This is a genomic window from Frankia sp. CpI1-P (assembly GCF_001421075.1).
GTDB lineage: Bacteria > Actinomycetota > Actinomycetes > Frankiales > Frankiaceae > Frankia > Frankia torreyi.
Map to the genome: position 1 here is coordinate 1 of NZ_LJJX01000108.1, position 8,263 is coordinate 8,263.

Below are 8,263 nucleotides of genomic sequence, written 5' to 3' on the forward strand. Positions count from 1 at the left end.
GTCCCTGACGCACACCGTCCGCCCCCCTCTACCTGGAGGATCTGTGACCATCCCGACCACCATCCCCGCGCTGCTCCGCGCCGCCGCCGGCGAGATCACCACCCGCGGGTGGTGGCAGCACGACTACCTCGGCGACGACGGCGAGGTGTGCCTGATAGGCGCGCTGCGCGCCGCCGCCGGCGCCCACCCGCTCCGGGAACCGGAGGAGCCGGACGCCCACGACCTCCTGGGTGCGGCCCTCGCCGACCTCGCTCTGCGCATCCCCGCCGACGTCGACGAGGACCCGGACNCCGAGGTCGGCCTCGGCCTGTTCGACACCGGCGCCGGCGCCGCCATCGCCGACTGGAACGACGCGGACGGTCGGACCGCCGACCAGGTGACCACCCTGCTGCACACCGTTGCCGCCGACCTGGACCGCCCCGCGGCGNCCGCCTGATCGGAGTGCACGGTGCACCGCCCACNGTGCACCTCACTTCATCTGACGTGCACGGTGGTGCGCCGTGCACCCAACCGAGAAACGGAGATCAAAAGATGGCGAAGAGGATCGACCCGACCGACAAGAAGGCCGTCACCCGCCGCGAGGCGGTGAAGTTGGCCGTACGGACCGCCGTGGTGGTCACGGTGGTGAACGCGGACCGGACGCCGGACGTCGACCTGGAGACCCGCCGGCCGGGCGACCAGGGGCGTGGGTGACGTGCACGGTGCACCGTGCACTCTGGATGACCGGGCGATCAGGGTGGCGCTGGTCGCCGCGCTGGCGGCCGCCGATCCGGCGGGCCGGGTCCGCCACGAGCTGGACGTCGCCGCATGNCGGGTGGATGTGGNNCTGATCGGCGAGCACGAGCTGACCGGCTACGAGATCAACCTGCGCCGNCTGGCCGGGCAGGCCGCGGCGTACAGCGCGGTGCTGGACCGGGTGACGCTGGTCGCGACCGGGCACCACCTGGACCACGCTGCGGCCCGCGTGCCGGCCTGGTGGGGGCTGACCCGCGCCGAGGACGCTGACGGTCATGTCCGTCTCGTCTGTGTCCGTCCGACCGGGATCAACCCGGCTGTTGATCCGGCGGAGCTGGTCCGCCTGCTGTGGCGGGAGGAGGCCCGCACGCTGCTGTGGCAGCGGGGGCGCCGTCGGGGCACGTCCCGGCTGCGCCGCGGTGAGCTGCAGGACGCCGTCGCCGCCGACTACCCGCTGGACGAGCTGCGGGCCGCGGTGCGTCGGATGCTGCGGGCCCGCCCTGCGGCCTGGACCGCTGCCAGCGTGGCCGTCGGCTGACGCTGCGGCCCCGCCCGCCGGCGACGCCCCGTCCTTCTCGGTCCCCGGGAGCGGCGGGGCGTCGCCACGTCTGGGTGCACCGTGCACCGTGTCCGTGGACGTGTACGGTGCACCCGACTACGGTCCGATCATGCCCGCCGTCCGGATCACCATCGCCGCGCACAAGGGCGGCGTCGGCAAGTCGGCGACGACGGCGGCGCTCGCCGGCGCCCTGGCGCTGACCGGGCATCGGGTCCTGGCCGTGGACACCGACCCGCAGGGCGCGCTCGGCGCGCTGCTGGGGGTGCCGTCGCCGCANCCTCCCGGGCTGTACGAGGTGCTGACCGGCGGCGTGCCGGCCACGGCCGCGGTCGTCCGGTCGTCCACTCCCGGCCTGCTGNTGCTGCCCGCGACCCGCGATCTGGCCGCCGCCGACCTCGAGTTGCCCCGGCGGGCCGGCTGGCGTCGGGCGCTCGCCGCCGCCCTGGCCACCATCCCCGCCGGCGCCGCCGACGTCATCCTCATCGACTCCCCGCCCGGGCTCGGGGTGCTGCCCGTGCTCGCGCTCGGCGCCGCAACGCACGTCGCCGTCGTCACCGAGCTGGAGCATCTGTCGATCCGGGCCCTGCCCGACGCGCTCGACACCGTCCGCCAGGTCGTGACCACCGCCGGCGGCTCCCCGCGGTTGCTCGGCATCGTGCCGAACTCGGTGGACCTGCGGACCCTGCACCAGCGCGACGCCTATGGGCGGCTGCGTGAGCTCTACGAGCCGTGGATCCTGCCCGGCCTCCCGGCCCGCGTCTCGGTCAAGGAGGCCGGCCTCGCTGGCCTGCCGATCAGCCTGTACGACCCGCACGGCGACATCACCGTCGCCGTGACCGCTCTCGCCCAGGAGGTGGCCCGCCGTGCCCTCGTCCCCGACGCGCCGACACCGGCCCAGCATGAGTGACCCCGCCCCCGCCGGCACCGGCGCCGGTCAGCGGGCCTTCTTAGACGACCCGCCGACAGGAGGAGGTGCACCGTCTACCGTGCACGACAGCGACACCGGTACCCGCTGGGACGAGACCCACCAGCGGCGCACCGTCTGGCTGCCCCGCGAGCTGGTGGAGGCGATCGTGNCCGCCGCCGCGGCGACCGGGCAGAGCCAGGCCAGCCTCGTCCAGGAGGCGCTGCGCGCGCATCCGGCGATCGCCGCCGAACTCGCCGGGGGCCGGTCGTAGCCGACGCCCTNGTCCCGGTCGGAGGAGTCCGGCCGGGACTGCACACCGTNCACGGTAGACGGTGCACCCTTCCGCTATGATTGGCGTGTACACGCCAACTCTGGGAACGGGAGAGCATCGTGGATCACGGGAGTCGGGTGGTCGGGGCGTTGGAGGGCCTGTGGNGGGCGGNGCAGGCCCGGCACCCGGACGTGCCGGCCGTCGTCATGATCACCGGGTCGGCGCATCAGCAGCGCGGTGCGTCCCTGTACGCCCGGGAGAACGGCCACTTCGGGCCGGACCTGTGGACCTCCGCGCAGGCCCCGGTACCCGAGCTGTTCCTCGCCGGNGAGCTGCTGCACCAGGTGGACGGGCAGNCGGTCGGGCACCGGGCGCTGCAGACCCTGCTGCACGAGGCCGCGCACGGCCTGGCCCACGTCCGCGGAATCAAGGACACCTCCAGGTCGGGCAACCGCTACCACAACCGCCGCTACGCCGCGCTCGCCACCGAGCTGGGTCTCGTCCCCCCGGTGGAGCCGGACGGCCGCGGCTGGTCGGAGTGCACCCTGACGGCGGCGACCGCCGTCCACTACGCCGAGGCCCTGGCCGCCCTCGCCGACGCCACCCTGCCCTACATGCGTGACCCGTGGGTGTACGTCCCGACCCCGGTCCTCATCGGCGCCGGTGGTCCGGCCATCCCCGGCACGGACGACGACGGGGACGGCCAGGGCGGCGCCGCGCCGACCGGCCCGGTCGTGNCACCCCCGCCCCGGCGACCTGGCGCCGGGCGCGCCGGGTCCCGGCTGTCGATCGCCTGCGGCTGCGAGCCGCCGCGGCGGCTGTCGGTCACCCCCCGCCAGCACGAGCTGGCCCCGATCCTGTGCGGCGCCTGCGAGGCGCCGTTCGAGACCACCGACGACCCTGACCTGGGAGAGACCTCGTGACCCTCACCGACGCCCGCGCCNTGATCGGCACCGACCGGCTGTGGCTCGTCCCCGGCACCACCGGCAAGGTGCTCGTCGGCGTCCGCGTGCACGACGCCCGCATGTCCTACGGCCGCCCGCAGCTCCANGTCCAGCCGCTGGCCGGCCGCGGGCACCGGTGGATCGACGCCGAGCTCACCCAGCCGGTGGAGGACTGACGTGCACCGCACACCGTGCACCGTGCACGGCACAGACGATCGTGACGTCACGACCGTCTGCCGGTGCGGCTGCGGCGAGGCGTTGCCGGCAGCGCCGGCCGGCGGCGGACGGGCGCCGCTCTACGCCTCCCCGGCGTGCCGGCAACGCGCCCACCGCCGGCGGCGTCCCGTCGCTCCCACGACGCCGGCGGATCCGCCGTCCGTCGCGCCGCTGCTGGCGCAGGTGCGGGAGCTCGCCGCGGTGCTCGACGCCGGCGGGCGTCCCGACCCGACCGGAGTCCGTGTGGTCGAGGACCTCACCGGGCGGCTGCTGGCCCGTGCCCGCAGCCGCGGGCAGACCCGGTGGCTGCCGTGGGTGGACGCTGCCGGGCGGGAGCGGACCGCGCTCGACGACGGCGACGTCGAGGCGCTCACGGCCCGGCTGTACGCGGACGGGGCCCGGACGGTGGGCCCGCCGCAGCCGTCCCGGCCGGCCTGCGCGCGGTGGGTGCAGGCGTGGCGCCGGGACACCTCACCCGGGGCGCAGACCTACGCGCCNCTGGAGCTCGTGCCCGGATACCCCCTCACCGAGGTGGACGCGCGGGTGCTGGTCCAGGGCTGCCGTGACNGNGGGGAGAGCTGGGCATCGATCGCGGCCCGCGCCGGCGTGCCGGTCGCCGAGGCGCGCACCCGCTGGGGATGACGTGCACGGTGCACGGTGTGCCCGAGTAAAGAAATACCTCTTGGATCATGCTCGGAGCCTGTCCTGTTTGTCCCGTTTCTGACGCCCGGGAAAGAAACTTATCGGGCGTCAGAGGGGCTGACAGCCCCGGGCCTACTGCCGATGGTCATGAGGCGGTACTGTGATCAGGCCGCTTTCGTGAGCTGTCTGATCAGCTCACGGCTTGTCAGACGACAGCTTGCTCCACCGGGTCGGGGGGGCGGTACCGGGGGACCAAGCAGCACGGCGCACTTCGGTGCGTCCGCGTGCTGCTGGCCCCGACCCGGTGGCACACCTCATGACGGCGTTCCTACCGAGCGTCCTGGGGAAGGTCGGGAGTCCCCGGAGCGCGGTACGGAGCACCCGTGTCCACCGGCCTCACGGTCGCCCTCATCGCCCTGTCCCTGCTCGCCGCCGGCGCCCTCGCCGGGCTCGCCGGCGTCCTCGCCGCCGTGCTACGCCGCGCGGCCGGCGCTTCGTTCTACGCCGCACTGCTCACCGGTGGTGGGGCCNCACTCGCGGTGTTCGTGGCCCTGGTCGGCGTCGCCGGCGTCGTCGTGGCGGGGNGCGNGCTGTAGGNCGGCGTACGCCTCTCTTATGTCGCGGAGTGCCTGGGAGGTGCCCAGCGGCCCGCTGACCTGCACCAGCGTCCGACGTCTCGCCCACCCGTTGTAGACGGGTGGGCCGGTGGGCCCCCCGGTGGGCGGGCGGGCGAGCGGGCCGGTGGGCGCGCGGCGGGGAACGGTGCGGGGAAGGGCCGGGGGCACCNGGTGTGNGCTGTCCTCCTGCCCACCAAGGAGGGCCGCGGTCAGGCTCTCCGACGGGTACGCGGTCGGGTACGCCCACAGGCAGTAACCGCCTGGCCGGGGCCGGTCAGGCGCCGGTGCCCGTGTCGTCGGCCGGCGGCTTGCGGGGGGTGCGCTTGCGGGCCGCGGACCGGCTGGCGGCCTGCTGGCGTAGCTGCGCGGCCTCGGTGGTGAGCCGGTCGCGGTCGGCTTCGGCGCGGGCGGCGCGGGCCGCCTCGGTGGCGTGCTGCACGCGCAGCTCGGCGAGGTCGGCGGCGAGCCGGCCGGCGTCGGCCTGTGCGGTGTCGCGGGCGGCCTCGGCGTTGCGGGCGGTCTCGAGGGCCGCGGTGCGCTGCGCGTCGGCGCGGGCGGCCTCGGCGACGGCGTCGCGCCAGGACTGCTCGCTGGCGGCGGCCCGGCTGGTCGCGGCGTCGGCGGCCGCCCGGGCGGCGTCACGGTCGGCCTGGGCGCGGGCGGCGTCGGCCTCGGCGGCCTGGCGGGCCCGGTCGGCGTCGGCGGCCTGCTCCCATGCCCGGGCGGCGTCGGCCACCGCGGCGTCGCGGGCCTGGACGGCGGCCTGCTCGGCGCGCTGGGCGGCGTCGCGTTCGGCCTGCGCGGTGACCCGGGCCTGCTCGGCGGCCCGCCAGCCCTCATCCGCCCGGTCGGCGCGTGCCGTCGCCGCGTCGCGGGCCTGTTCGGCGGCGGTGCGCTCGAGTTCGGCGGCCAGGCGTGCCCGGTCGGCGGCCTCGGCGCGGGCGAGCGCGGCCTGCTCGGCGTCGCGGGCCGCGGCCCGCTCGGTCTCCGCCTGCTCGGCGCGGCCCACGGCCGTGTCGCGGTCGGCGGCGGCGGCCGCCGCGTCGGCGCGGGCCTGGNCCCGGTCGGCGCCGGCGGTGCGGGCGGCGTCCTGGGCGGCCTCGCGCTCCGCCTGCGCGGTGTCGGCGCGGCGCTGGGCGTCGGCGGCCGCGGCCCGGTCGGCGTCGGCCTGGGCGCGGGCGGCCGCGGCGGTCTCATCGGCGGCGGCCGCCGTGGTGCGCGCCGCCTGCGCCTCGGCGAGCGCGGCGTCCCGCTCGGCCGCCGCGCGGGCCACCTCCTCCGCCGCGGTGCGCCGCGACGCCTCAGCCTCGGCGGCGGCCGCGGCGATGCGGGCGGCCGCGCCGGCCTCCGCCCGGCTCACCGCCGACTGGACGCCGGCGGGGGTGAGCTCGGCGGCCAGCCCGTCGCCGAGCCGGCCGATGTAGGTCTCCAGGCGGTCCAGGAGGTCCTCGGCGGCGGCGACGTCGCCGCCGATGCCGCCGGCGGCCCGGCGCGACGCGCGGGCCCGCTTGGCCTGGTCCTGGCAGTCCCGGTCCGGGCAGTACCGCCGCCGCCGCCCCGAGCCGCTGGCGCGCTGCTCCACGGGCCGGNAGCACCAGGCGCACGGCAACGTCTCCGCCGCCGGCGGTGTGACGGGGTCGGGGCCCGGGTCGGCGGGGACAGCGACGGGATCCTGCACGGGGGTCGTCATGATCCCCACCCTACTCTAAAAACAGATTTCCGGAAACAGAAATCTGTTTTTATGGGTGGGAGGGTCCGGGAAGGTTTGAGGATGATCGTGGGCCGGCGGTGCGCGGCGCGTCCAGCCCGGGCCGGTCAGGCCGGCTCCGCCGCTACCGGGTCGGCGTGGTCCCCGGTGCTCCCCGCCCGCCAGACGACCCAGGACCGTCGCGCTGAGCCCCCGCCGGTCGGGTGCACGCTGGCCGGGCGGACGCCCTGGATGGTCCTGCCGTCTGGCAGGACCTTCATATGTGCCTTCGCGATTTGGTGACCCGGCGGCGCTGTGAGCGGCCCGCCGGCGGTGCGCCGCGGGCAGGTCGCGGGGATGGTCAGCGGGGCGCGGCCGGGCGGGTGGGCAGGGTGATGGTGGCNCCGACCAGGGTGCCGGCGGCGGCCGCGCCGGTGAGGGCCTCGTACATGTCCGGGCCGGTGAGGTCCGCGCCGGACGCGACGAGCGTGTGCACCCGGCGGTGGCGGTGCAGCCCGGCGAGCCAGCCCGCCGGCGGCACGCCGAGGGACCCGTCGTAGAGCAGCCCGCCGCCGGCCGGGCGGGCCAGGCGGATGGTCTGGCCGCCGGCGGCCAGACNCACGGTCCAGCCGGCCAGCACCGGCAGGCCCGTCAGCGCGGCGCCGTCCANCACGCCCACCAGCTCNCAGCCGAGGGTGAGCAACGTGGCCACGCCCAGGTCCACGCTGTCGCCGCCCTGCACGGTGTACGCACCGCGGCCCGGGGACAGGGCCAGCACCGGCGCCACCCCCGCGACCGCCAGCGGCAGGCAGATCATCGGATCGTCACGCACCCGCGGGCCCTCCAGTACGGGACCGGCGGACGCTCTGCCCGACCGCCTCGGGTGTCGTCGCGGCCAGCTGCGCGTCGTCGAGCGCCACGCCGATCTCGGCGAGGGCGGCCGCGGCCGCGGCGTAGGTGCCCTGCGCGGCCACCAGCGCGGCCAGCCCGTCGCCGCGCGCGGCCGCGGCGGCGGCCTGCGCGGCCAGNAGCGCCTGGCCCAGCAGCGTCGCGGCCGCGGTGCGCCGTGCCGGCGGCAGCCGCTCGACCTGCTCCAGAGCCGTCTGCACGGCGACGGCCACCGCNGTCGCCGGCGTGCGTACCTCGTCCACGTCCACCGTCCGACCGTACCAACACCGGTGTTTGGTCACACGGATGCAACACCGGTGTTGTGCCCAACACCGGTGTTGCGTATGGTGTGGGCCGTGGACATCACGATCAGNGGTCTGACCCGGCCCCAGGCTCACGCCCTGANCCGGCTGACCGGTCCGTACGTGGACCCGGAGCTCGCCGCCGTGGCCCGCCGCGACGTCCACCACCGCACCCTGACCGCGCTGGAGGCCCGCGGGCTGGCCTGGTCCACCGCCACCGCTGCCGGGCCCACCGAGGCCGGCGTCGCCGCGGTGACCGAGGCGCTGCGCCCGCTGCTCACCGACCGCCTCGCCCGCGTCCAGGCCGCCGCGGACGCCAGCTGGCTGGCCCAGACCGTCGGCATCGCCCTGGTGCCCGAGTACGGCGGCTGGCATGTCGAGGTCATCCACCAGCCCCACGGCCGCCGGCCTGCCGGCGCCTACGGCCCGTATCTGACCGTCCTGCCCGCCCGCTACCACGTCCGGTAGCCCACCAGCCCCGGGCACATCCCGGCC

7 protein-coding genes and 2 pseudogenes are annotated in these 8,263 nt (G+C 76.8%); 8 read left to right on the top strand and 1 reads right to left on the bottom strand.

Annotated elements, in window-relative coordinates:
* Positions 1-43: 43 nt before the first annotated feature.
* From FF86_RS36880 to FF86_RS69535, 8 genes and pseudogenes are all read left to right on the top strand, one after another.
* On the top strand, positions 44-289 hold a 246-nt coding region (locus tag FF86_RS36880), incomplete at its 3' end, for a hypothetical protein (RefSeq protein WP_206779101.1).
* A gap of 242 nt (positions 290-531) precedes the next feature.
* Positions 532-693, top strand: coding sequence for a hypothetical protein (locus FF86_RS34495; protein WP_157867029.1), 162 nt, complete (start codon positions 532-534; stop codon positions 691-693).
* 1 nt (position 694) lies between these two features.
* Positions 695-810 (top strand): hypothetical protein (locus tag FF86_RS69510; protein ID WP_396230202.1); only part of this gene is annotated, 116 nt, incomplete at its 3' end.
* Between the two features lie 16 nt (positions 811-826).
* A partial coding sequence (locus FF86_RS69515; protein WP_396230203.1) for a hypothetical protein occupies positions 827-873 on the top strand: 47 nt, incomplete at its 3' end.
* Between the two features lies 1 nt (position 874).
* On the top strand, positions 875-1,273 hold the full coding sequence (locus FF86_RS69520; RefSeq protein WP_396230201.1) for a hypothetical protein: 399 nt from the start codon (positions 875-877) through the stop codon (positions 1,271-1,273).
* Positions 1,274-1,403: 130 nt separating this feature from the next.
* Positions 1,404-1,570 (top strand): ParA family protein (locus FF86_RS69525; protein ID WP_396230204.1); only part of this gene is annotated, 167 nt, incomplete at its 3' end.
* A gap of 1 nt (position 1,571) precedes the next feature.
* Positions 1,572-1,652, top strand: a pseudogene (locus tag FF86_RS69530) (hypothetical protein); the annotation flags it as partial.
* Position 1,653: 1 nt separating this feature from the next.
* Positions 1,654-2,201, top strand: a pseudogene (locus FF86_RS69535) (ParA family protein); the annotation flags it as partial.
* Between the two features lie 5,201 nt (positions 2,202-7,402).
* Here the strand turns inward: FF86_RS69535 and FF86_RS36885 are convergent.
* Positions 7,403-7,606, bottom strand: a 204-nt coding sequence (locus FF86_RS36885; protein WP_206779102.1) for a hypothetical protein, incomplete at its 5' end; no start/stop codon positions are given.
* Positions 7,607-8,263: the final 657 nt, after the last annotated feature.